15 protein-coding genes are annotated in these 21,226 nt (G+C 70.8%); 10 read left to right on the top strand and 5 right to left on the bottom strand.

All coding sequences use genetic code 11. From position 1 onward, the window contains the following. The first annotated feature begins 113 nt into the window (after positions 1-113). From ACFY9I_RS24625 to ACFY9I_RS24600, 6 genes are all read left to right on the top strand, one after another. Positions 114-2,342 (top strand): glycogen debranching N-terminal domain-containing protein, encoded by a 2,229-nt coding sequence (locus ACFY9I_RS24625; protein ID WP_391005049.1) that lies wholly within the window; start codon positions 114-116, stop codon positions 2,340-2,342. A 153-nt stretch (positions 2,343-2,495) separates the two neighbouring features. Continuing rightward, on the top strand, positions 2,496-3,254 hold the full coding sequence (locus ACFY9I_RS24620) for an NUDIX domain-containing protein (RefSeq protein ID WP_391005048.1): 759 nt from the start codon (positions 2,496-2,498) through the stop codon (positions 3,252-3,254). A gap of 221 nt (positions 3,255-3,475) precedes the next feature. Beyond that, positions 3,476-5,608: an ATP-binding cassette domain-containing protein gene (locus ACFY9I_RS24615; RefSeq protein ID WP_391005046.1), complete on the top strand. Its 2,133-nt coding sequence runs from the start codon at positions 3,476-3,478 to the stop codon at positions 5,606-5,608. Between the two features lie 185 nt (positions 5,609-5,793). Continuing rightward, positions 5,794-6,681, top strand: coding sequence for an FCD domain-containing protein (locus tag ACFY9I_RS24610; protein WP_391005044.1), 888 nt, complete (start codon positions 5,794-5,796; stop codon positions 6,679-6,681). Positions 6,682-7,538: 857 nt separating this feature from the next. After that, complete coding sequence (locus ACFY9I_RS24605) at positions 7,539-9,080, top strand: RNA polymerase sigma factor (RefSeq protein WP_391005042.1); 1,542 nt, start codon at positions 7,539-7,541, stop codon at positions 9,078-9,080. Positions 9,081-9,226: 146 nt separating this feature from the next. Then, positions 9,227-10,042, top strand: a complete 816-nt coding sequence (locus ACFY9I_RS24600; protein WP_391005040.1) for a trypsin-like serine protease — start codon at positions 9,227-9,229, stop codon at positions 10,040-10,042. A gap of 136 nt (positions 10,043-10,178) precedes the next feature. Here the strand turns inward: ACFY9I_RS24600 and ACFY9I_RS24595 are convergent, their stop codons facing one another. Further along, the gene (locus ACFY9I_RS24595; protein WP_013000244.1) at positions 10,179-10,409 is read right to left on the bottom strand and encodes a hypothetical protein; all 231 of its coding nucleotides are present in this window, start codon (positions 10,407-10,409) and stop codon (positions 10,179-10,181) included. 477 nt (positions 10,410-10,886) lie between these two features. Between ACFY9I_RS24595 and ACFY9I_RS24590 the strand changes: the two genes are divergently transcribed. The 3 genes from ACFY9I_RS24590 (at position 10,887) to ACFY9I_RS24580 (ending at position 15,452) form a co-directional block, all read left to right on the top strand. Beyond that, the gene (locus ACFY9I_RS24590) at positions 10,887-13,007 is read left to right on the top strand and encodes a DNA gyrase subunit B (protein WP_391005038.1); all 2,121 of its coding nucleotides are present in this window, start codon (positions 10,887-10,889) and stop codon (positions 13,005-13,007) included. Positions 13,008-13,329: 322 nt separating this feature from the next. Beyond that, positions 13,330-13,863 carry a DUF485 domain-containing protein gene (locus ACFY9I_RS24585; protein WP_391005037.1) on the top strand — a complete coding sequence of 178 codons (534 nt, stop codon included), beginning with the start codon at positions 13,330-13,332 and terminating at the stop codon, positions 13,861-13,863. Next, complete coding sequence (locus tag ACFY9I_RS24580) at positions 13,860-15,452, top strand: cation acetate symporter (protein WP_391005035.1); 1,593 nt, start codon at positions 13,860-13,862, stop codon at positions 15,450-15,452. The genes ACFY9I_RS24585 and ACFY9I_RS24580 overlap by 4 nt, the downstream gene beginning before the upstream one ends. Positions 15,453-15,539: 87 nt before the next feature. Here ACFY9I_RS24580 and ACFY9I_RS24575 read toward each other — a convergent pair whose 3' ends face one another. The 3 genes from ACFY9I_RS24575 to ACFY9I_RS24565 all read right to left on the bottom strand — a co-directional run bounded on the left by ACFY9I_RS24575 (position 15,540) and on the right by ACFY9I_RS24565 (position 19,064). Continuing rightward, positions 15,540-16,220, bottom strand: coding sequence for a response regulator (locus ACFY9I_RS24575; protein WP_391005033.1), 681 nt, complete (start codon positions 16,218-16,220; stop codon positions 15,540-15,542). Next, the gene (locus ACFY9I_RS24570) at positions 16,217-17,986 is read right to left on the bottom strand and encodes an ATP-binding protein (protein WP_391005031.1); all 1,770 of its coding nucleotides are present in this window, start codon (positions 17,984-17,986) and stop codon (positions 16,217-16,219) included. Before ACFY9I_RS24570 ends, ACFY9I_RS24575 begins: the two co-directional genes overlap by 4 nt. Before the next feature lie 139 nt (positions 17,987-18,125). Then, positions 18,126-19,064 carry a sucrase ferredoxin gene (locus tag ACFY9I_RS24565; RefSeq protein ID WP_391005029.1) on the bottom strand — a complete coding sequence of 313 codons (939 nt, stop codon included), beginning with the start codon at positions 19,062-19,064 and terminating at the stop codon, positions 18,126-18,128. A 231-nt stretch (positions 19,065-19,295) separates the two neighbouring features. On the opposite strand from ACFY9I_RS24565, the gene ACFY9I_RS24560 reads away from it, so the two are divergent. Continuing rightward, positions 19,296-19,898, top strand: coding sequence for a DapH/DapD/GlmU-related protein (locus tag ACFY9I_RS24560; RefSeq protein WP_391005027.1), 603 nt, complete (start codon positions 19,296-19,298; stop codon positions 19,896-19,898). Positions 19,899-19,987: 89 nt separating this feature from the next. Here ACFY9I_RS24560 and ACFY9I_RS24555 read toward each other — a convergent pair whose 3' ends face one another. Beyond that, positions 19,988-21,226, bottom strand: a complete 1,239-nt coding sequence (locus ACFY9I_RS24555) for a citrate/2-methylcitrate synthase (protein WP_391005025.1) — start codon at positions 21,224-21,226, stop codon at positions 19,988-19,990.

Raw genomic sequence — 21,226 nt, 5'->3', positions numbered from 1 at the left:
TGTGTGGCGGTACCCGGGGCTCCGCCTCGCCGCCCTACCACCCTGTCCCTCTCCGGCTCCCCACCTGGTGCCGGGCGCACCACACGCGCGCCGAACACAGAAGAAGCCGCCCCATGCCCCTGCCCTCCACACCCGACGCCTACGACGACATCCCCACCTCCAGCAGGCTCACCCAGCCCTCCGCCCGGACTCGTGGGGAAGGCGTCGGCGCTCCACGGACGGACCTCCGCAGCCCGGCGGCGTCGCGCCCGACGGGCTCACGCACAGGAAGTCCCGGCGGCCCGGCGTCCCCCGCGACCCGCACGGGCGGCTCTCCAGGGCTGCCGTACCCACGGATCGGAGGCCGCCTCTCGCCCTCACAGGCACTGCCCGGCGCCGGGGGCCCGCGCCGCCCCGTGGAGCTGCCGCCGGCCCACACCACGCTGATCTGCGTCGCGCTGCCAGGTCTCGCGATCTCGACGGAGGCGGGTCAGCTCACCGGGCGCGGACTGGAGGGCTTCTACCGCGAGGGACGGCGCATGCTCTCGCGTTGCCAGGTACGGGTGGCAGGGCGGGAGCCGCTCGCCGTGCAGGCAAGGATGGTCACGGCCGACCGAGCCCGCTTCATGGGCACGCTGCGCACGACCGCCGACGCCGGACCGGACCCCGATGTCATGGTCGAACGCACGCGGTACGCGGACGGCACCGAGCGCATCACCCTGCGCAGCACGGCCCGCCGCCCGCTGCGCCTTCCCGTCGAGGTGTTCCTGGGGACGGATCTGGCGGAACTGGGCGCCGTCGCCTCCGGCCGCGCCGGTCCGGAACTGCCGGCGAGCGTCCATGACTCCGGCCTCCGGTGGTCCTGCATGGACGCGCACTCGACCGTGACCGCCACCCCGCCGCCCGCCGACGCGCTGGCTTCCGCAGGACTACTGCGTTGGGAGCTGGAACTCCTGCCCGGCGGCACCCGGAGCGTGGAGTTGCGAGTACGTCCGGACGGCGCGCGGCCCGTCAGACCAGTGGGACGGGGCGCCACGAGCCCCCTCTCTCAGCCTCGGGCCGCGTGTGACGACCCGACGGCGGAGGCGTTGCTGCAGACCTGTCTGCAGGACCTCGAAGCATTGCTGCTGCGTGACCCGGCGAACCCGTCCGACAGTCACCTCGCGGCGGGCGCGCCCTGGCGCTGTGGGATGGCTCCGGCCGACGCACTTGTCGCGGCCCGCATGACACTGCCGCTCGGCACGCGCCTCGCCGTAGGCACCCTGCGCACCCTCGCCCGCACCCAGATCACGGCCCCCGAACCACAGTCCGGCATGATCCCGGGGCCCAGACGAGACGCGGGCCCCCATCTGCCGCCGGGCTGCACCGGCACCGAGGCGACCCTCCTGTTCCCCGTCCTCCTCTCGGAGGCCCGGCGATGGGGACTGTCCGAGGCGGCGACCGAGGAACTGCTGCCTGCCGCCGAGCGCTGCCTGCGGTGGCTGCGGAGCGCCGTCGCAGACGATGCCTACCTGCCCGACCCGGGCCCCGGCGGACCACTGCGCTGCGAGACCCAGGCACACGCGCACCGGGCCGCGCTGCTGGGCGCCGACCTTCTCGACGCGTACGGCCGACCGGGCGGGGCGGAGTTGCGTGACTGGGCGAGAGAGCTGCGGACCCGGTTCGTGGCGGACTTCTGGGTCGAGGACCGGGGCGGCGGCAGACCTGCGGCAGCCCGGACCGCGGACGGTCGCCTCGTGCCACACCTGGGCGCCGGCGCCGCCCACCTTCTCGACACCGGGCTGCTAGGAGCGGGGGAGCGGGCCCCGGGACTTCTCGACAAGGTACGGACCGAGCAGCTCGCAAGGCTGCTCGGCGGGCCCGCCATGGACTCGGGGTGGGGGCTGCGGAGCCTGGGAGCGAAGGAAGCGGCGTACAACCCGTTCGGGCATCGCAGTGGTGCTGTGCGGGTGCAGGAGACGGCTGTCGCGGTCGCGGGGCTGGCGGGTGCCGGATACGAGAAGGAGGCGACTTCGCTGCTGCGGGGGGTGCTGGCGGCGGCGGAGAGCTTCGGGCACCGGCTGCCTGAGATGTACGCGGGGGAGCAGCGCAACGCGGGTAGCGCCCCGCTGCCGCACCCCGCGGCCTGCAGACCGGCCGCGACGGCGGCGGCCGCGGGGGTCCTGCTGCTCACCACCCTCGTCGGGATCCGTCCCGACGCTCCCGCCGGGACGGTGACGTTGCGGCCGGTGAGCAGTGCGCCGCTGGGCGAGATCGGCCTGACGGGACTGCGGGTTGCGGGCGCCCCGTTCGCCGTACGCGTCAGTCGGCTGGGACTGGCCATGGTCGAGGAGGCGGCCGACGGACTGCAGTTGGGAGTGTGACGCCGAGTGACGGGCGAGGGGACGGTCGACGGTGCCGCATCCATGAGGTCGGTGCGGTCGCCTCGGGAATCGGTACCGGACAAGAATGGATCAAGTGGGGAAGCGGCTGGCGAAGGGAGTGTTTATCGTCAGGCAGACGACTATGATCGCGGCATGCCCTACGACCCGTCGGACTACCCGCCCTTCGCCGTCACCGTGGACCTGGTCGTGCTGACCGTCCGTCGCCACGCACTCTGCGCGTTGACGGTTCGGCGGGGCGAACAGCCGTTCAAGGGGCGGTGGGCATTGCCCGGCGGTTTCGTACGGCCTGACGAGGACCTCTCGCAGGCCGCGGCACGGGAGCTGGCCGAGGAGACCGGGCTGACCGCCCATGAACCGTCCGAGCCGGCACAGGACAACGGTGCGCACCTGGAACAGTTGGCGACCTACGGTGACCCCAAGCGCGACCCGCGCATGAGAGTCGTCAGCGTCGCCCACCTCGCCCTCGCCCCCGACCTGCCCGCGCCCCGGCCGGGCGGTGACGCCAACAGCGCGCGCTGGGCCCCCGTAGAGGAGCTGCTGGAGCGAGGTGGCTACGGGCGGGACGGCGAGCCGGTGGCGCCGCTGGCCTTCGACCACGCGCAGATCCTCGCGGACGGGGTGGAGCGTGCCCGTTCCAAGATCGAGTACTCCTCGCTGGCCACGGCCTTCTGTCCACCGGAGTTCACGGTCGGCGAGCTGCGCCGTGTCTATGAGGCGGTGTGGGGCGTGGCGCTGGATCCACGCAACTTCCACCGCAAGGTGACGGGTACGCCGGGCTTCCTGGTACCCACCGGCGGCACCACCACGCGGCAGGGCGGCCGCCCAGCTCAGCTCTTCCGCGCAGGCGGCGCCACCCTCCTCAACCCGCCGATGCTGCGCCCCGAGGTCTGACACCGCGAAGAGAGGAGGGTCCCCTCCAAGCCGCGTCCGGAAGCCTCGGTCGGGTGGCCACAGGCCGCCGCCGTGGTGGGATGTGCGCGCGAACACATGCCAGGGCCCGCCCGCTGCCGACGCGTGGCTTGCCCGGTGGTTACGGGGCCCCTTAGAAGTCGCCCTCGAAGTGAGCCCTGAGGTACCCGAAAAAGCGGACATACCACGCTATCTTGCTTCGGGTGATCCAGGCCATCGGATTGACCAGCGTCCCCCGCAAGGAGTTTCCGCCCGCCGTCGACGACGTGTCCTTCGAGGCGCACTCCGGCCGCGTCACCGCACTCCTCGGCACCCCGGGAGCGGGCAAGTCGACAGCGCTGAAGCTCATGCTCGAACTCCAACGGGGCCGCGGAGTCACCTATTTCAGAGGCCGCCCCCTGCACCGCATCGCCCACCCCGCACGGGAAGTCGGTGTGCTGCTCGGCGATGTGCCCGGGCACCCGGCCCGCACGGTCCGCGGACATCTGCGCATGCTGTGCGCTGCCGCGGCGCTGCCAGGGCGGCGCGCCGACGAAGTCCTGGAGGTCGTGGGCCTGATCGGTCTGCGCGACGCACGGCTGAACACGCTGTCCCGGGGCATGGAACGCCGCCTCGGCCTGGCCTGTGCCCTGCTGACCGACCCGCACACCCTCGTCCTGGACGACCCCACCAACGGGTTGGCCGTCCGCGAAGCCCGGTGGCTGCACGGGGTCATGCGGGCGCACGCCGAACAGGGTGGCACGGTCCTCTTCACGACCGGCGAAGCCAAGGAGGCCGCGCGGACCGCCGACCGGGTCCTCACCCTGGAAAGGGGCAGACTCGTCGCCGATCAGGAGGTGGCCGACTTCGCCCGCACCCGGCTCCGGCCCAGGGTCGCCGTCCGCACCCCCCACGCCGCCCGGCTCGGAGCGCTGCTCACCAAGGAGGCCCGGACCGCACGGCGTTCCGTGGAGATCGTGCGGGAGGGGGGCAACCGGCTCTCGGTGTACGGAAGCACATGCGCCGAGATCGGTGAGACCGCGTTCCGGCACGGCGTCCTCGTACACCAACTCGCGGACGAGATCGGAGACATGGGGCCCACACAGCCGCACGGGTCGCCGCCGCTCGCCGAAGGGGTCCTCGTGCCGGGCGAGAGCGTTCATGACGCGGCCCGAGACGCTCGGATGCCGGGCGAGAGGGAGCAGGCGTCCGCCGATGGCAAGCAGCCGTCCGCCGTCGAGGAACAGCCGTCCGTCGCCGGACAGCGGACTCCGGCCGACGACTCACCAGAGGCTGACGTCCCGCAGCGCGTGGACTCTGCCCCTCGTGCCGGAACGCACATCGACCTCGACCTGCGCACTGATGCCGACCCGCAAGTCGACCCAGCCCTCCGCGCCGGGGCCCACGTCGACCTCGACCCGCACACTCGTGCCGACTCGCACACTCGTGCCGACCCGCACGTCGACTCCCGCCCTCGTGCGTCCCAAGCCGCCCCCGAGACGCCCACCCACCCGGCACCACGTCGGGCCTCGCTTCCCGACCCGGGTCCGCTGCCTCCGCTGCCGCCGCCGATCACCGTGCGGTCGGCACCGAGCCCGCTGAGGCCGGTGCGCTACGAGTTGCGCAGGGCCGGCGGGGTCGGCACGGCGTATGTCACGGCTGCCGCTGTGCTGGTCACGTCCGCTCTGCTGGCCCTGTTCCTGGCCAGGGTCGGGCACACCCCGCAGCCACGGCTGCTGGCCGCGTGGCCGAGGGAGCTGCCGCTGCCGCCGGCCGCCATCGGAGCAGGGCTGCTCGGTGCGGCCGCCTTCGGCGACGAGTTCCGCCACCCCGCCCTGGCCGCGGACCGAGGCACCGTCCCCCGTCGGCTGGGACTGCTCGCCGCGAAGCTCCTGGTGGCCGCGGCCACCGCGCTCCTGCTCGCCGTCCTCACCGTCGGCTGCGACCTCGAGGTGCTCTACCTCGTCTATGGACCGGAACTCATCTCGGTTCCCGCCGACTGGCTTTCGCTCGGCGCGAGTTGGGCGGGTCTCGTCGTGGGGTGCGCCTGGGCGGGAGTGCTCGCGGCCGGGGTCTTCCGGTCCACGTCCGCCGGACTCGCGGCCGTGGTCGCCGTGCCGCTGCTCGTCGTACCCCTGGTGCAGAAGGCACTGGAGGGGCCTGCCGTGCGGAACGCGGTCGGGTTCCCGATGCGGTTGCGCGAGTTGGTGCTGATGCAGTGGCCGTTCGGTGGAGAGCGTTATCTGGAGGCCGTGGCACGCGCGATCGTCCAACCCGAGGGCGGAGCGCTTCTGTTGTCGCTGACCGCGCTGCTGGGTGCCTACCTCCTCGCCAACCTGCGCGGCCGGGTCCGGTGATGATCGTCCTCATCCTTTCGTGCTCACCGTCCGTGCCCTTCCATCGACGCAATGCGCGCAACTCCTCGTAGAACGCCCATTTCTTTCCGATAAGGCGTCAATTGCGACGGGGTGAGCGATCACCCTTTCGTGTGCTTTTCACCAAAGACCTCAAGGGAGTTGAGAACGCAGCCGACAAAGGATGCGTGAGTACCCTTGCGCACACCATGATGACCGCCGCCCGCTCCGCCGACTCCGGCCTCGCAGGACCGGGCGAACTCGACCGCTACCCCTACGCCGAGCACCCCGGAGTCGACCGCGTCGGCCTCCCCGCCTGGGACGGCGCGGACCCCGAGCTGGGGCGCGTGGGCCGACGCGCCGCCGGGAGCCGCGGACGCGGGCTGCACGGCCAACTCGTCCAACAACTCGGCCAGATGATCGTCTCGGGCGACCTGGGCGCCGACCGCCCCCTCGTGCCCGAGGAGATCGGCCAGCGGTTCGAGGTCTCCCGTACCGTCGTCCGTGAATCCCTGCGCGTCCTGGAGGCGAAGGGCCTGGTCAGCGCGCGTCCGAACGTGGGCACCCGTGTACGTCCGGTCAGCGACTGGAACCTGCTCGACCCGGACATCATCGAGTGGCGGGCCTTCGGGCCGCAGCGCGACGACCAGCGGCGCGAGCTCAGCGAACTGCGCTGGACGATCGAGCCGCTCGCCGCCCGCCTCGCTGCCGGACACGGCCGTGCTGACGTCCAGCAGCGCCTAGGCGACATGGTCGAGCTCATGGGCCACGCAATGGCGCAGGGCGATCCGCTGACGTTCTCGCGCGCGGACACCGAGTTCCACTCGCTGCTCATCCAGCTCGCGGGCAACCGCATGCTGGAGCACCTCTCCGGGATCGTCTCGGCGGCCCTGCAGGTGTCCGGCGGCCCGGCCACCGGCTGTGACCGGCCGGGCGAGGCGACGCTGGTGCACCACGCCCGGATCGTCGACGCCCTCGCCACGGGCGACGGAGGGGCGGCCGAGGCGGCCATGCGGCAACTGCTCACGGTCCATCCCGAGGTGGAGCGTGTGGTGCCCGCGCCGCGCGAGCACTGAGCGTCTGAGGTCGAGGCCAGGGCGGCCAGGCCGGGGAGGTGGACACCTCCTCATGGTTTCGCTCGACCGGCGAACGCGTGCCGCCGGACCCCATCGGATCCTCCTGGGATTCGGCGGGGCCCGGCGGCCCGACCGACGAGGATGCCGTTCGTCGAGCAGCGGTCGGCCCGTCCCTGAAGGGCGCCCCAATGAGGGGCGACACCTGTAGCGGACGGTTCGCTGTGAGCGACGGCCTGCTGTGAGAGGACGGCTCGCTGTGAGCGGACGGCCCTGCTGTGAGCGGACCGCCCGCTGTGAGGGGACGCGTCGTGCGATGGGGCGCCTCGCTGTGAAGCTGTGAAGGGGTGGCTCGTTCGCTCGGAATGACTTGCTTCGCGGGCGCGGCCCCGCCGGGCGACTCGCTGCGCAAGCGCCCCTTCCGGGCGGGCGGCTCGCCCCGACGAGGGGCTTGGCGCCGCGGGTGGGAGCGATGATCCCCACGTGACGGACTGCCCCGGAAAGGGCGGCGGCTCCCGGTGAGGACAGTGATCCGCATTGAGGAGTTCGTTCGGGAATCGTCCGGGTACCCGCCTAAGGAGTACCGGTTGTGGCCTTGATCGAATACCTCTGACAGTATCTGACCGCTTTTGCGCGCTTACGGGGTGTGACTCGGGCCACGCAGATTGGGCGTAACGCTCGTGGGAACAGCGCGATGACCTAAGAGGTGACAGCCGCGGAGGGAATACGGACGCCGTTCACGGCGCTGTGCATCTTCCCGGCCCCCGCCCGCACCGTCGGCCCATCCCAAGCCGGTGGTCGGCTCCTGTCCGCAGTGGACGGGGCCGGAAGCCGTTTTCCAACGTTCCGAGAGGTTGTTCGTGTCGGCCAGCACATCCCGTACGCTCCCGCCGGAGATCGCCGAGTCCGTCTCTGTCATGGCGCTCATTGAGCGGGGAAAGGCTGAGGGGCAGATCGCCGGCGACGATGTGCGTCGGGCCTTCGAAGCTGACCAGATTCCGGCCACTCAGTGGAAGAACGTACTGCGCAGCCTCAACCAGATCCTCGAGGAAGAGGGTGTGACGCTGATGGTCAGTGCCGCGGAGCCCAAGCGCACCCGAAAGAGCGTCGCAGCGAAGAGTCCGGCCAAGCGCACCGCCACCAAGACGGTCGCGGCGAAGACGGTGACCACCAAGAAGGCCACCGCCGCAGCCGCCCCCGCGGTGCCCGCGGCCGAAGCCTCCGCCGAGGACGCACCCGCCAAGAAGGTCGCCGCGAAGAAGGCGACCGCCAAGAAGGCGGCCCCTGCCAAGAAGACCGTCGCCGCCAAGAAGACGGCGGCCAAGAAGACCACCGCCAAGAAGGACGACGTCGAGCTGATCGACGAAGAGGTCCTTGAGGAAACCCCCGGCGGCAAGCCCGGCGAGGAGCCCGAGGGCACCGAGAGCGCCGGTTTCGTACTCTCCGACGAGGACGAGGACGACGCGCCCGCCCAGCAGGTCGCCGCCGCCGGTGCCACCGCCGACCCGGTCAAGGACTACCTCAAGCAGATCGGCAAGGTCCCGCTGCTCAACGCCGAGCAGGAGGTCGAGCTCGCCAAGCGCATCGAGGCCGGTCTGTTCGCCGAGGACAAGCTGGCCAACGCCGACAAGCTCGCCCCCAAGCTCAAGCGCGAGCTGGAGATCATCGCCGAGGACGGCCGCCGCGCCAAGAACCACCTCCTGGAGGCCAACCTCCGCCTGGTGGTCTCCCTGGCCAAGCGCTACACCGGCCGCGGCATGCTCTTCCTGGACCTCATCCAAGAGGGCAACCTCGGTCTGATCCGCGCGGTCGAGAAGTTCGACTACACCAAGGGCTACAAGTTCTCCACGTACGCCACCTGGTGGATCCGTCAGGCGATCACCCGCGCCATGGCCGACCAGGCCCGCACCATCCGTATCCCGGTGCACATGGTGGAGGTCATCAACAAGCTCGCGCGCGTCCAGCGTCAGATGCTCCAGGACCTGGGCCGCGAGCCCACCCCGGAGGAACTGGCCAAGGAGCTCGACATGACCCCGGAGAAGGTCATCGAGGTCCAGAAGTACGGCCGCGAGCCCATCTCCCTGCACACCCCGCTGGGCGAGGACGGCGACAGCGAGTTCGGCGACCTCATCGAGGACTCCGAGGCCGTCGTCCCGGCCGACGCGGTCAGCTTCACGCTCCTCCAGGAGCAGCTCCACTCCGTCCTCGACACGCTCTCCGAGCGTGAGGCGGGCGTCGTCTCCATGCGCTTCGGTCTCACCGACGGTCAGCCGAAGACCCTCGACGAGATCGGTAAGGTGTACGGCGTCACGCGTGAGCGCATCCGCCAGATCGAGTCCAAGACGATGTCGAAGCTGCGCCACCCGTCCCGCTCGCAGGTGCTGCGCGACTACCTGGACTAGGCAGCACGTCTCCGACCGCGCGATCGGTCCTCGAGGCCCGGTTCCCCCGCAGGGGGGCCGGGTCTTCGGCGTCTGCGCGGCATGCGGGAGCCCAACGGGTAGATCACTCTGGGTGTGCCATCCACGTCCCAGAGTGAGGAGCGCGCATGCGTCCATCCTTCGCCCGCCTGTTGGCCCTCGTGGCCGCCGCGGCCGTCATACCGCTGGCCGCACCGCCACCGGCGACGGCCGAGGTCGTCATTGGCGGTCATCCGGTCGAGATCTCCCAGGCGCCCTGGACGGTGGCACTGTCCAGCCGTGACCGGTTCGGGGGTACGCGGGCCGGACAGTTCTGCGGCGGTGTCGTGGTCGGCCGCTCGACGGTCCTCACGGCGGCCCACTGTCTCGGTGAGGACGTGCTGGGCGGCCCTCCGGAACGGCTTCCCGACCTGAGGGTCATCGCGGGGCGCGCCGAGCTGCAGTCCACCGAAGGTGCGGAGATCCCGGTGAGCCGCACCCGGGTCAACCCGGAGTACGACCCCCGGACGAACGCCGGGGACTTCGCCCTGGTCACCCTCGCCTCGCCTCTGCCCAAGAGCTCAGTGATCGAGGTGGCGGGGGCCGGTGACTCGGCGTACGTGCCCGGCAGCCCGGCCGCGGTCTACGGCTGGGGGGACACCAGCGGAGCCGGCGACTACGCGCGGAGTCTGCGGGCCGTGCCGGTGAAGGTGCTGGCCGACGCCGTCTGTGAGAGGGCCTATCCGGGGAGTGCGGAAGGCAGATATCTGCCTGGCTCCATGGTATGCGCCGGAAGGCAGAACGGCGGCCGGGACGCCTGTCAGGGGGACAGTGGAGGCCCGCTGGTCGCCCGCGGGAGGCTGATCGGGCTTGTGTCATGGGGCAGCGGCTGCGGGCTCGCCGGGAGCCCAGGTGTGTACACCAGGGGCTCGTACGTGGCCCGGGTGCTGGCGGAGAGCCGCTGAGGCGAGACCGGGCGCCGTGCGCGTGGTCATGCCATGTCGTGTTGCGGTACGAGAGCGGGCGGCCACCCCTGTGTACGGGGGTGGCCGCCCGGTCACCGGCCTCGAGCCGGTGGCGGCTCGTCGTGGGTGCGAAGCGTCAGCGCTCGTCCTCTTCTGCAGTCGCGGGAGCGGCCGTGAGCCGCTCCGTCTCGTCCTGTATCTCCGCGGCGATCTTCTTGAGCTCCGGCTCGAACTTGCGGCCGTGGTGGGCGCAGAACAGCAGCTCTCCACCGCTCAGCAGGACGACGCGCAGGTAGGCCTGGGCGCCGCAGCGGTCGCATCGATCAGCGGCCGTCAGCGGGGTCGCGGGGGTCAGAACAGTAGTCACGTCGCCTCTTCTCTAGCTCGACGAGCTGTCGTACCAGGGTCAACATCCAACCAGGCCGAAAACGTTCCCGCTCGCGGCTTTAACTCGAAAAAATCTTTCCGGGCCGGCTGTCTGCTGCCGGTTGGCGGCGAATGAGCCGTAGTGCGTGTCTTCGTGTCGTACGGGTTCGCGCTGTCTGTCGGTGGTTCTTCGGGTGGTTCTGGTGGTTTCTTTCGGTTGTACGGTCCTCCCGGCTGGGTTGCCGGTTGTTCATGAGGACGTGCCCGGAGCCTAAATGGTTCATGCCTGGAAGGGAACGTGATATGTACTTCACCCCATCGAGGGATCGAACGTGTATGCGACTCTGGACTACTCTGAGTTTCGGACGAGGGTGGCGTTACAACGGCTCTACCAGGCCTCGGTACCCTCGGACCGGCAACAGAGCCCGGCTCTTTACCCACAAGGGCCTCACCTGAAATTCAGCGAGGAGCGAACCGCGTGACCGCCGATACGTCCGTGCCGTCCACAGCGCTGCTGACCGGAGCAGACCGGGACGGTTCCAACTACACCGCGCGGCACCTGCTCGTCCTCGAGGGGCTCGAGGCCGTGCGGAAGCGCCCCGGTATGTACATCGGCTCGACGGACAGTCGCGGCCTGATGCACTGCCTCTGGGAGATCATCGACAACTCCGTGGACGAGGCCCTCGGGGGCTACTGTGACCACATCGAGGTGATCCTTCACGACGACGCCTCCGTCGAGGTGCGGGACAACGGCCGCGGCATCCCGGTCGACGTCGAGCCCAAGACCGGTCTCTCCGGCGTCGAGGTCGTCATGACCAAGCTGCACGCCGGCGGAAAGTTCGGCGGCGGCTCCTACGCGGCCTCCGGCGGTCTTCACGGCGTGGGCGCCTCCGTGGTGAACGCGCTCTCCGCCCGTCTGGACGTCGAGGTCGACCGCAGCGGCAGCACGCACGCCATCAGTTTCCGGCGCGGTGTGCCCGGCGCTTTCGCCGGCAACGGCCCGGACGCCAAGTTCGAGACCGGCGGCCTGCGCAAGGGCAAGCGGATCCCGAAGACCCGCACCGGCACCCGTGTGCGCTACTGGGCCGACCGCCAGATCTTCCTCAAGGACGCCAAGCTCTCGCTGGAGAACCTGCACCAGCGCGCCCGCCAGACCGCTTTCCTCGTGCCCGGTCTGACGATTGTCGTCCGTGACGAGTTCGGCCTCGGCGAGGGCGGCAGCAAGGGCGAGGAGTCGTTCCGCTTCGATGGCGGCATCAGTGAGTTCTGCGAGTACCTGGCCTCCGACAAGCCGGTCTGCGATGTCCTCCGCTTCTCCGGTCAGGGCACCTTCAGGGAGACCGTTCCCGTCCTGGACGACCATGGCCAGATGACGCCTACCCAGGTGACTCGCGAGCTCGGTGTAGACGTGGCCATGCGCTGGGGCACCGGCTACGACACGACCCTCAAGTCGTTCGTGAACATCATCGCCACCCCCAAGGGCGGTACCCATGTCGCCGGCTTCGAGCAGGCCGTGGCGAGCACCATGAACGAGGTGCTGCGCGCCAAGAAGATGCTGCGTGTCGCCGAGGACGACATCGTCAAGGACGACGCGCTCGAAGGCCTCACCGCCGTCGTCACCGTGCGTCTCGCCGAGCCGCAGTTCGAGGGCCAGACCAAGGAGGTCCTGGGCACCTCGGCGGCCCGCCGCATCGTGGCGCAGGTGATCTCCAAGGAACTCAAGGCGTTTCTGACCTCCACCAAGCGGGACGCCGCCGCACAGGCCCGAGTGGTCATGGAGAAGGCCGTCGCGGCCGCCCGTACGCGTATCGCCGCCCGTCAGCACAAGGACGCGCAGCGCCGCAAGACGGCTCTGGAGTCCTCGTCCCTGCCCGCCAAGCTCGCCGACTGCCGCAGCGACGACGTGGAGCGCAGCGAGCTGTTCATCGTCGAGGGAGACTCGGCGCTCGGTACGGCGAAGCTCGCGCGGAACTCCGAGTTCCAGGCGCTGCTGCCGATTCGCGGCAAGATCCTCAACGTCCAGAAGTCGTCTGTGACGGACATGCTGAAGAACGCCGAGTGCGGCGCGATCATCCAGGTCATAGGGGCCGGGTCCGGGCGTACGTTCGACATTGACGCGGCTCGCTACGGCAAGATCATCATGATGACCGACGCCGATGTGGACGGCTCGCACATCCGCTGTCTGCTGCTCACGCTCTTCCAGCGCTACATGCGGCCCATGGTCGAGGCGGGGCGGGTCTTCGCCGCGGTGCCGCCGCTGCACCGGATCGAGCTGGTCCAGCCCAAGAGGGGGCAGGACAAGTACGTCTACACGTACTCGGACCGGGAGCTGCGCGACAAGTTGCTGGAGTTCCAGAGCAAGGGCGTGCGGTACAAGGACTCCATCCAGCGCTACAAGGGTCTCGGCGAGATGGACGCGGACCAACTGGCCGAGACGACGATGGATCCTCGGCACCGGACGCTGCGGCGGATCAACCTGTCGGACCTGGAGGCCGCCGAGCAGGTGTTTGATCTGCTCATGGGGAACGACGTCGCGCCGCGCAAGGAGTTCATCTCCAGCTCGGCGGCGACGCTGGACCGGTCGCGCATCGACGCGTAGTCGCTGCGCTGGGCTCGGGCGGGCGGGCGCGCTGCGGTTCGGTAGGCGGGTCGGGGCGGTCGGTGGTGTCCGCCCTCGGAACGGCACGGAATCGGTTGGCTGGGAGGCTGGAGGTGTTGACGCGCCAACCGCTGCGGGCGGACACGCCCCTTCTTGCCGTAGGCGACAGAACCGTCATCGGGGGTGCGTTCGGCCCATAGGCGAAATCCGGGTTCTCTGTCTTTCGCCTCGAGTGGGGGAGGCCCGCCGGGGTTTCACCTGATGGGGTGAAGAATCGGGAAGAGGTGCGTCGGGGGTCTTTCCGTTCTGTCCATGCTGGGGCATGCAGTCAAGCACCGGCCGTCCCCGCCGTCGCGGGGGTGGTTCTGAGAGCCCGGTTGAGCAGCACGAGGGGCACGGCCTCGCCAGCGCGGACGTGCGGTTCGACGATCCCTGGTACGACGCGTTGGCCTCCGGCTGGGGGGAGTTGGACGGCACGGGGGGGCCGGCGTCGGCCGTGGTCGATGCGCGGGACGGCCGGGGCGCTGCGGATGTCTATCTGCAGGTCCAGCGGAGCGCGGCCTTCCGGGAAGTGCGCGGTCGGTACCGCAGGTTCGTGATCCCGGGCGTCGCCCTCTTCTTCAGCTGGTACGTGGGGTACGTGGTGACGGCGACCACCGCTCCGGGACTGATGGCGCGGCCGGTGGTGGGCGCGGTGAACGTGGCGCTGCTGGCAGGGCTCGGGCAGTTCCTCACGACGTTCCTGTTCACCTGGGCATACGCGCGGCACGCGCGGCTGCGGCGGGACCGGGCGGCGCTCGATCTGCGCTGGGACACCCAGGAGTTGACACGCGGCGTCCGAGGGAGCGAGCGGTGACCGCCGACCACCAGACGCTGGCGCTCCTGCTCTTCAGCGTCTTCGTTGCGGTCACCTTGGGGATCACCACGTGGGTCAGCCGCAACAGGCATGGCTCGGCGGAGGAGTTCTATGCCGGTGGTCGGCTGTTCTCGCCGATGGAGAATGGTTTTGCCATCGCGGGTGACTACATGTCCGCCGCTTCCTTCCTAGGGATCTCCGGACTCATCGCGCTCTTCGGGTACGACGGGCTGCTGTACTCGGTGGGCTTCCTCGTCGCCTGGCTCGTGGTGCTGTTCCTGGTGGCCGAACTCGTGCGCAACTGCGGGAGGTTCACGCTCGCCGACGTGGTGGCGGCGCGGATGAGCGAACGCCCGGTGCGGATCGCCGCGGGAACTTCCTCGGTGGCCGTGTCCGTTCTGTATCTGGTCGCGCAGATGGTCGGGGCGGGCACACTTGTCGCGCTGCTGCTGGGAGGCGAGGGCGAGGCGGCGCAGGCCTGGACGGTCATCGGGGTCGGCGCGCTCATGGTCGTCTATGTCTCGTTGGGAGGGATGCGGGCCACCACCTGGATCCAGATCGTGAAGGCCGTCCTGCTGATGGGCGGGGCGATCGCGTTGACCGTGCTCGTACTGGTGCGCTTCCGCGGGGACTTCGACGAACTGCTGCGGACGGCTGCCGCGCGCAGCGGACACGGCGACGCGTTCCTCGCGCCCGGATTGAAGTACGGCGGGGACTGGATCGCGAGCCTCGACTTCATCAGTCTCGGACTCGCCCTGGTCCTGGGCACGGCCGGGCTGCCGCACATCCTGTCGCGTTTCTACACGGTGCCCACCGCGCGGGCCGCACGCCGCTCGGTAGTCTGGTCGATCGGCCTCATCGGAGGCTTCTACCTGATGACGATCGTGCTGGGCTTCGGAGCGGCGGCGATCGTGGGACCTGACACCGTACGGAGGTCCAACGCGGCCGGGAACACGGCGGTGCCGCTGCTGGCCCTCGACCTCGGCGGTGGCGCGGACTCCACTGGCGGAACGGTTCTGTTCGCGGTCGTCGCCGCCATCGCCTTCGCCACGATCCTCGCGGTCGTCGCCGGCATCACCCTCGCCTCGTCGGCGTCCGTCGCCCATGACCTGTACGCGTCGCTGCGGCGCGGGCGGTCCGCACCGCGCGGCGAGGTGGCCGTCGCACGGACCGCCGCCGTCGCCATCGGCATGGTCGCCATCGCGCTGGGGCTGCTCGCCCGTGACCTGAACGTGGCGTTCCTCGTCGGTCTGGCCTTCGCCGTCGCCGCCTCCGCCAATCTCCCCGTGCTGCTGTACTCGCTGTTCTGGCGGGGCTTCACCACACGCGGCGCGGTGTGGTCCGTGTACGGCGGACTGGTGCCCTCCGTGGTTCTTGTGGTGCTCTCGCCGGTGGTCTCGGGGAGTCCCGAGTCGCTGTTCCCCGGTGTCGACTTCCAGTACTTCCCCCTGCAGAACCCGGGCGTGGTCTCCATTCCCCTGGGTTTCCTCGCGGGCTGGCTCGGGACCCTCGCCTCCTCCGAGCCGCCGGACGAGGCGAAGCACGCGGAGACCGAGGTGCGGTCGCTGACGGGGGCCGGGGCGGTGTGAGGGCCGGGGCGCGTTCAGCGGCGTACGGCTTTCAGGGGGGCGTTTCCGGGCCTCTCGGAAGCGTCTCGGGGGCGCGTCCAGCGTGCCTCAGGGGCGGGTGGCCCACTCGTAACGGTGTTCGGGGCGGCCCGCGTCGCCGTACTTGAGGGTCAGCCGGGCTCGTCCCGTTCGTTCCAGTAGCTTGAGATAGCGCTGTGCGGTCTGGCGGCTCAGGCCCGTGCGGTCGGCGATCTCCTGGGCGGACAGCGCGCCCTCGGCGGTCATCAGGACACGGCGTACGAGTTCGGTGGTGGTGGCGGAGTGCCCCTTGGGCAGGTCCGGTTCACCGCCGGCCGAGAGCGCGCCGAAGATCCGGTCCACCTCGGCCTGTTCGGCTTCACCGCCTCCGTCCAGAGTGCGGCGCAGCTCCGCGTACGCCTCCAGCTTGGATCGCAGGCCGGCGAACGCGAACGGCTTGACCAGGTACTGCAGCGCGCCGTGGCGCATCGCCGCCTGGACCGTCGTGACGTCCCGGGCCGCCGTCACCATGATCACGTCGGTCTGGTGACCCCGTCGGCGCATCTCCTGGACGACCAGGAGGCCCGTGTCGTCCGGCAGATAGTGGTCCAGGAGAACCAGGTCCACGTGCGGCAGCGCCTCCAACTGGTGCAGTGCGTCGGCCGCGTTGTGGGCCACGCCGGCGACATGGAAGCCGGCGACCTTCTCCACGTAGGCGGCGTTGACGCGGGCGACTCTCGTGTCGTCGTCCACGACCAGGACCTCGATCATCGCGACTCCTTCTCGGCGGCTGTGATGGCGGCCTCGGGCTCCTGCTCGGGACCCGGCCGTCCGTCGCGGCCGACCGTCGGCTCCCCCTGTCGAGCCGGCCTGTCGTCGGGTGCCGTAGAGGTAAGCGTCGGTGCGATGGTTTGCGTCACCAGCCCCGGCTCCGTCAGGGCGTCGGGGAGGATCACGGTGAACTCCGCGCCGCCACCCTCCGCCTCGGTGACCTGGGCGCTGCCGCCCTGCCGTTCGGCGAGGCGACGCACGAGGGAGAGCCCGATGCCACGCTCTCGGTGCGCGGGTGGCGTCTTGGTCGACCAGCCGTCCGTGAAGATCAACTCCCGCTTGTCGGGCGGAACCCCGGGTCCGGTGTCGCGTACCCGGAGGATCGCCGTACGGCCCTCGGCACGCAGCTCGACCTCCACGCGCGCGTGCGGTGTGCCCGCGACGGCGTCCAGGGCGTTGTCGACGAGGTTGCCGACGACGGTGACCAGCCCGCGGGGGTCGACCAGCCGGTCCGGGAGCATCGTGGCGCCCGCGATCGACAGGGCCACCCCGCGCTCGGCCGCCACGGTCGCCTTGCCGACCAGGACCGCGGCCAGCAGCGGATCGTGGATCTTCTCGGTGACCTGCTCGGCGGTCGCCCGGTGGTCACCGACCACTTCGCCGACGAACTCCACGGCCTCGTCGTACATCTCCAGTTCGAGCAGGCCGAGGAGGGTGTGCATCCGGTTGGCGTGCTCGTGGTCCTGGGCGCGCAGGGCGTCTGTCAGCCCGCGTGTGGAGTCGAGTTCGCGGCCGAGCTGTTCCAGTTCGGTGCGGTCGCGCAAGGTGGCGACCGCGCCCCCGTCGTCGGTGGGCATCCGGTTGGCGACCAGCACGCGCTGACCGCGCACCGTCAGTAGGTCGGTGCCCGTCACCCGGCCGGCCAGCACCTCGGTCGTACGGCCGGGGCCGAGGGCGTCGTCGAGCGACCTGCCGACCGCCTCGTCGCCGATCCCGAGCAGGCGCTGCGCCTCGTCGTTCAGAAGGCGTACGCGGCCGGCGCGGTCCAGCGCGACCACGCCCTCCCGGATGCCGTGCAGCATCGCCTCACGCTCCGCCAGTAGCCCCGCGATGTCGGAGAATGCAAGGTCGCGGGTCTGCCGGTGAACACGGCGCGAGATCAGGTACGCGGCCAGCGCCCCGACGGCCATGGCCCCGCCGGCATACGCGAGCAGCCCGGGGATCGCGTGGATCAGCCGGGCGCGCACGTTGTCGTACTCGATGCCCACCGAGACGGCGCCCACGATCTTCCCCTCGGCGTCGCGCAGCGGCACTTTGCCGCGGGCGGAGCGTCCCAGTGTGCCCGAGTCGATCTCCATGACCTCGTTCCCGGCCAGTGCGCGGCGCGGGTCCGTAGAGACCTTCCCGCCGATCTCCGCCGGGTCGGTGTGCGACCAGCGCACCCCGTGGGTGTCCATCACGACCACGTACTCGGCCCCGCTGGCCTTCCGGATGCGCTCTGCCTCGACCTGCACCGGGCCGTTCACAGACGGTTTCGACGACATCAGGTCCGCCGCGATCTGCGGCTGCGCCGCCGTGGTCTGCGCTATCGCCAGGGCCCGGCGCATTGCCTGGTCGTCCAACTGGTCGCTGAGCGGCGCGAGAAACAGCCCGGTCGCGAGGACGGCGACACCGGCGGCGATCGCCACCTGCATCAGCAGGACCTGCGAGAACACTCGCCGCGGCATACCGAGACGCAGGCGGCGTGCGGGGGGAGTGGGGCTCATACCCATGACGGTACGTGGGCGGAGCGGGCTGGACGTAGTGGGGTGTGGCGCGGATCTCAGCCGTGCGGTGTTTGCGGGGCGGGGCTCCGGTGGGCGTGGGTCGGCCGACGGCCGGCCGTCGGTGACGGCCGTGACCTGGCTAGCCCGCCGACGCCGCCGGTGACAGCTCTCGTACGGCCACGACGTCCATCCGGGCCGGAGCGCCCAGCGGGGAGCCGCAGCTTTCCGGGCGGGGCGGTCGGGCGGTGCCCTGGACGACCGTGACGTTCCATAGACGGCCGTCCAGGTGCGCGACGGTCACCTCCCGGCTCGGGCCCGTGCCCGACGTACCGACCACCGTGAGCACGTCGGCGGCCTCCTCGCCGGTGGCCGTACGCACCGCGAGTTCGGCCGCCTGGCCGGGGCGTTCCCAGGCGGAGCTTCCCCGGCACCCTTCGATGACGACCCGTCCTTCCCGTACGCCCTGCAGGACTTCCTTGACGTGGTGGGCCTCGGCGCGGCCGTACACGTATCCGAAAGGCAGGACGAGCAGAGTGGGGGAGAAGCGGTGACCGCCCAGATGGGTGACCTCCCAGGTGCCCTGGACCCCGGAGGCGGCCAGTTCGGCGGCGAGAGGGCGGCCCAGCAGGGCACAGCAGCGGTCGCGCTTGCCGTTGGTGCAGACGAGCGCCAGGGGGGCGCCGGTGTGGGGCCCGCCATCCAGAACCGCCTCGAAAGTGCCATGCTCACCCTTGCCGAGGGCGGTGAAGTCGAGATCGAGCAGCCGTTCGGGGGTGGATGTCGTGGCGCTGTGCAGCCAGACGTTGCCCGGCACGGTGTGGGCCACGTACACCTGGCGCTCGCGAACCTCCCGGCAGTCCGCGTGACGGCCGGGGCGCCGGATGAGCGCCACGCGTACGCCGGTGCCCTCCGCCGCGGCTTCGAGGGCGTCGCCGAGTAGGGGGTCCAGATGGCTCGAAGTGAGCGCCTGGACGCCCCAGGGTCCTGGCTGTTCCAGCAGCAGCCATGTCCTCGCCGTGGCGGCGGTCCCCGCGAGAGGCTCGTCGAGGTGTCGGGACGCGGAGGTGCACGTACTCACAGAGGTGAGCCTAACCTGAGTTGTGCCCGAGTGGCTTCCGGTGGGGCCCGAAGGGGCGAGCTGGTGGTTTCGGGGGCGACCCCGGGACCGCACGGTGAGGCAGGGGTATCGGATCCGAGGCCGGAAAAGATCATGGTGTCTCGGGCGGTGCACGTAGGCTCTGGTGCGCGCGGTCGACCGGTGGCGCGCCGGGCACGCGCCCGAGAGGTCGGACGAAGGGGACGTTCCGCCGTGACAGATGCTCGTGAGGAAGAAGTCCTGGCCCGGATCGCCAAAGGGCTGGTCTACACCGAGTCGGAAGCGGCCTTCCAGGCCCCTCGGCGTCGCACCGGGCAGATTTTCGAGTACAACCACACCCCACCGAGCGAGACGCGGAAGCGTCGAGCGCTGCTCGTCGCGATCTTCGGCTCGCTCGGTGAACGAACGGTGCTGCTACCGCCGTTCCATGCCGGGTTCGGCAGCAACGTCCACATCGGCGACGACTTCTTCGGGAACGTGAACCTGACGTTCGTCGACGACGTGGACATCCGCATAGGCAACGGTGTGATGCTCGCGCCCAGCGTGACGCTGACCACGACGGGACACCCGGTGCACCCTTCCCGACGAGCCGACTTCGGACGGTTCTCGGAACCGATCGTGATCGAGGACAAGGTGTGGATCGGCAGCAACGCGGTGGTCCTGCCCGGCGTTCGCATCGGATACGGGTCGGTCATCGGCGCCGGCAGCGTCGTCAGCCGCAGCATCCCCCCGATGACCGTCGCGGTCGGAACCCCTTGCCGTGTGGTCCGCCCCATCACGGACGAGGACCTCATCACACGCACCGCAGAGCTCTAAGCGCGGGTGCTCACGTCCGAGCCCGGCATGAGCACCCGGAGCGCGGGTGCTTCGTCCGAGCCCGGCATGAGCACCCCGAGCGCGGGTGCTCACTCCGGGAGTGGGCGAGGGGGCCGCGCCCCCACGTACTGGCCGCTCGGGCGCATCCGCAGCGGAAGCTCCCCGTACTCCTCCAGGGCGTGGGCGATCCAGCCCGCCGTGCGGGCCACGGCGAAGACGGTCTCGCCGGCTGTGGAGGACATGCCGAAGGAGACCGTGAGCACGGCGAGGGCCAGGTCGACATTGGCGTGCAGGGGCGTGTGGCGGGCGGTGGTCGCGACGATGTCGCGCGCGGCGGCGAGGGCCGGTGCGGCCTGGGGGACGTCCTCCAGGAGCGCGAACAGGGCACGTGCGCGCGGATCCTCGCCCGGGTAGAGGCGGTGGCCGAGCCCCGGGATGCTGCGGCCGGCACGCAGTTCGTCCGCGATCACGGGGGCCGCGTCGCCGAGCTCCAGCACGTCGCTGAGCAGCCGGTGCGCGAGGCCGCCGGCAGCGCCGTGCAAGGGGCCCTCGAGGGCGCCGAGTCCGGCCGAGACGGCCGCGTACGCGTGGGCGCGGGCCGACGCGGCGACGCGGACCGCGAGGGTGGAGGCGGCCAGATCGTGGTCGACCAGCAGTCCGAGCGCCCCGTCCAGTGCGCGCAGTGACGCCTCGTCCGGGGTGCGGACGCTGAGCCGGGCCCAGAGGCGCTGGGCGAGCGGTCCCGAGTCGCGGTGGGAGCGCTGGATTGGTGGCAGGGCGGTGACGAGGGTGGGGATGAGGGTGCGCGCGGTGCCGAGGACGGCCTCGTCCGAGAGGTCGAAGCGCAGTGGGTCCGTCGCCGAGGCGGCGATCGCGGCCACCCGTAGCCGGTCGAGCGGACCGCTGTGCTCCGGTAGCGCGTCGACCGCGCGCCGGGCGGCAGTGGCGAACGCCTTCGGGGCGGTGAAGGCGGCGCCGGGTCGCAGCTCGCCCGTCCACAGCCACTCGGCGACTTCCTCGTAGGAGTACCGAGCGGCGAGTTCCGTCGCGTCGACCCCGCGGAAGTAGTAGCGGTCCCGCTCGATCAGGGTGAGCCGGGTGGGGACGGCGAACTCTCCGGCCGTGGCCGGACTCCCGGCGCTCTCCCGCCTGTTGCGCCGTGCGAGCGCCGCCACCTCATCGGCGTCGAAGGTGCTGCCGCGCCCTCCGGGATCACGTCGGCTGCTCAGTTGCCCACGGCTCACGTACGCGTACACGGTCTCGGGCTTCACGCCGAGCAACTCGGCGGTCTCCCGGGTGCTGAGCCGTCGGTCGCCTCGCTCATTCAT

This window comes from Streptomyces sp. NPDC012510 (genome assembly GCF_042955065.1).
Taxonomy (GTDB): domain Bacteria; phylum Actinomycetota; class Actinomycetes; order Streptomycetales; family Streptomycetaceae; genus Streptomyces.
Note: the sequence above shows the minus strand (reverse complement) of the source record. Positions and strands in the feature narration are given on the sequence as shown.

Excerpts from the sequence above, each read along its gene's own strand:
- ACFY9I_RS24625 (WP_391005049.1), top strand. The coding sequence starts at position 114 with ATGCCCCTGCCCTCCACACCCGACGCCTACGACGACATCCCCACCTCC.
- ACFY9I_RS24620 (WP_391005048.1), top strand. The coding sequence starts at position 2,496 with ATGCCCTACGACCCGTCGGACTACCCGCCCTTCGCCGTCACCGTGGAC.
- ACFY9I_RS24600 (WP_391005040.1), top strand. The coding sequence starts at position 9,227 with ATGCGTCCATCCTTCGCCCGCCTGTTGGCCCTCGTGGCCGCCGCGGCC.
- ACFY9I_RS24585 (WP_391005037.1), top strand. The coding sequence starts at position 13,330 with ATGCAGTCAAGCACCGGCCGTCCCCGCCGTCGCGGGGGTGGTTCTGAG.
- ACFY9I_RS24575 (WP_391005033.1), bottom strand. The coding sequence starts at position 16,220 with ATGATCGAGGTCCTGGTCGTGGACGACGACACGAGAGTCGCCCGCGTC.
- ACFY9I_RS24570 (WP_391005031.1), bottom strand. The coding sequence starts at position 17,986 with ATGAGCCCCACTCCCCCCGCACGCCGCCTGCGTCTCGGTATGCCGCGG.
- ACFY9I_RS24555 (WP_391005025.1), bottom strand. The coding sequence starts at position 21,226 with ATGAATGAGCGAGGCGACCGACGGCTCAGCACCCGGGAGACCGCCGAG.